The sequence below is a fragment of the Bartonella saheliensis genome (assembly GCF_902162175.1).
The window spans coordinates 6,444-9,192 of the sequence record NZ_LR607241.1 but is presented as its reverse complement, the minus strand read 5'-3'; the positions used below and the strand labels follow the sequence as shown (position 1 = coordinate 9,192).

Below are 2,749 nucleotides of genomic sequence, written 5' to 3'. Positions count from 1 at the left end.
CCAATCCCCTCTTTTAATGCTTCAACACACCAGCGTTGCCATAAAAAAGAATGACGACGCCTTGTACCAAAATCAGATATTTTAATATCAGGTAATTTTTTGAGACGTTCAACTTTACTCCACATTTTTGCTTTAGCACGTGCATAAAGCACATCGAGAGCAAAACGATCGAGGTTTTTCATAGCGGCACGTGAACGTAATTCACTGATAATAGCAAGAGCGGGGATTTCCCACATGGAGCTATGAGCCCACGGACCGTGAAAATGAAGGATATATTGGCCATTTTTGCGGGTAAGTTCATATTCTGGTAATTGGAAGTTCTCAAGCCAATGAAGAAAATCTGGTTCGAAAATTTGTTTCCGTCCGTAAAATGTATTACCAGCAAGCCAAATCATTTCTTTTTTCGTAAAGCGCAAGGTAAGAGCGTGATCAAGTTGGGCACGCAGTTCACTCTCATCAATATCATCGGCAAGACGTATTGTTTTTGTGCGGTTTATAAGGGAGAAGGTAACATTGACATGAGGATAAAGTCCCCAGATCATTTGTACCATAAGAAGTTTATAAAAATCCGTATCGAGCAGTGAACGAATAATAGGATCGAGTTTCCAGGTATGATTATAAACACGCCTCGCAATATCTGGATGATTCATAACCCTCGTTCTTTCAGTTTCATCAAATCTAAAATTATTGTGCTCCAACAAAGTCCATATAGGAATGAGAGAAACTATAACAACTCTAAGACTTTGGGCAAGAATAAAAAAGTATTTTATTTTTTCTGTTTTGAAGATTTAAGAATACATATGATTTCATGCTTTCCTATTTTTTGTAATGGTATTCTTGTATGAATCTCGGCATATTTTTTACCATCAACATGAAGCACATTTTCAGTTCCCCATTTCATTTTAATGGTATAAACAGCATCATGAAATTTCATTTTTACTTCACATTCGTGCCAGAAGGAAGGCAAATGTGGATCTAAGAATAATTGGTCATCCTGACGATTAATTCCAAGAATGGCTTGTGTTGCAGCGCGGTAGAACCATCCTGCCGAACCTGTATACCATGTCCAACCACCTTGTCCACGATATGGTTCAACAGCATAAATATCGGCAGCCATAACATAAGGTTCAACACGATAAGTTTCAGGATTTTTTCCATGGGTAATTGGGTTAATCATAGAAAATAAAGCATAAGCTTTATCATTTTCACCCATTTGCGCAAGCGCCAAAATATTCCAAATAGCACCATGCGTATATTGACCCCCGTTTTCTCGAATACCTGGAGGATAACCTTTTATATAACCAGGTTCGAGAGTTGTTTTATCGAAAGGTGGCCAGAAAAGACGTATAAGACCGCCTTTTGCATCATACAGCTGTTCAAGCATTGAGGTCATTGCTTGTTTTTGGCGTTCAAGCGATGCCATTTGCGAAAGAACAGCCCAAGATTGGGCAATAGTATCAATTTTGCATTCATCATTGATTTGAGAACCAAGGGGCGTTCCATCATCAAAATAACCACGCCGATACCAAGCACCATCCCAAGCATTTTCTTCTAAGGATTTGGTTAAACATTCAAGATATGTACTCCATGCTGCAACATGGGTGTTGTCATTGCGTTTTTTGGCGAGGGGGATAAATGCTTGTAGTGTAGTACCAAGAAACCATCCCAACCAAGTACTTTCACCTTTGCCGTGTGCACCCACTAAATTCATACCATCATTCCAATCGCCGCTCAAAATAAGGGGGAGTCCATGTGGTCCACAGCGTTTAATGGCAAGATCTAAAGCCAAAGCACAATGTTCATAAATTGTTGCGATCTTTGAGGATTGCATGGGCTTAAAATAAGCGTCTTGTTGTTCATTGTAGAGAGAAGTACCTTCAATAAAAGCAATAGGGGTATCAAGAAATATGTTATCACCAGTGGTGTTGACATAAAGTGCTGTTCCATAGGCCAGCCAGACGATATCATCAGAAATACGTGTGCGAACACCCGCACTTGTCTCAGGCAACCACCAATGTTGTACATCACCTTCGAGAAATTGACGTGCTACGGCGTTTAACAACTGTTCACGCGCCAACTGTGGGTTCAAGAATAACAAGGACAAGCTGTCTTGTAATTGGTCGCGAAAACCAAATGCACCACTTGCTTGATAAAAGGCAGCACGTGCCATCATACGGCAAGCGTAAATTTGATAAGGAAGCCAATGATTGACCATAAGATCAAAAGAGGGATCAGGTGTTTTGACTTGGAATGGGGAAACAAAATCATGCCATTGCTGTTTTTGTTGTGTGAGCAGAATTTCAAAATCACTTGCACGCACGTTGTCTAATAATTTTTCCGCTTCTTGCCTATTTTCGGCACTTCCAAGATAAAAAATGATTTCTTTTGTTTGCCCTGGGAGAAGATCAATATCATAGGAAAATGCAGAGCAAGGATCACCTCCTGCTTCAACTGTATTTGAAAGAGGAGCTGCTTTACGGATTGCGTAAGGATGTTTCACTGTTCCTGTGAGGCCGATAAATTCAGTACGATCAGTGGTTGTACTTGTCGGCATTTGGGAAGCTGCTAAAAATGCCACTTGTTGCGATTTTTCGATGTGATAGGGATTTTGGATAAAATGTGCACCACGCATAAGATCATAGCAAGGGAGTATGAAAGGTGCATATTTTGTACGGATATTGCCTAAAACCCATTCAACGTAATGATAAAGGCGTAAACACCGTATTTTTTTTCCGTCGTTTTTGAGAAT

2 protein-coding genes are annotated in these 2,749 nt (G+C 40.0%); both read right to left on the bottom strand.

The genetic code is table 11. The features are described from left to right. Window positions 1-650, bottom strand: a 650-nt coding sequence (locus FS875_RS08690; RefSeq protein WP_483977070.1) for a beta/alpha barrel domain-containing protein, incomplete at its 3' end; no start/stop codon positions are given. A 116-nt stretch (window positions 651-766) separates the two neighbouring features. After that, the coding region (locus tag FS875_RS08685; RefSeq protein ID WP_425456909.1) for a glycoside hydrolase family 94 protein at window positions 767-2,749 on the bottom strand (1,983 nt) is incomplete at its 5' end.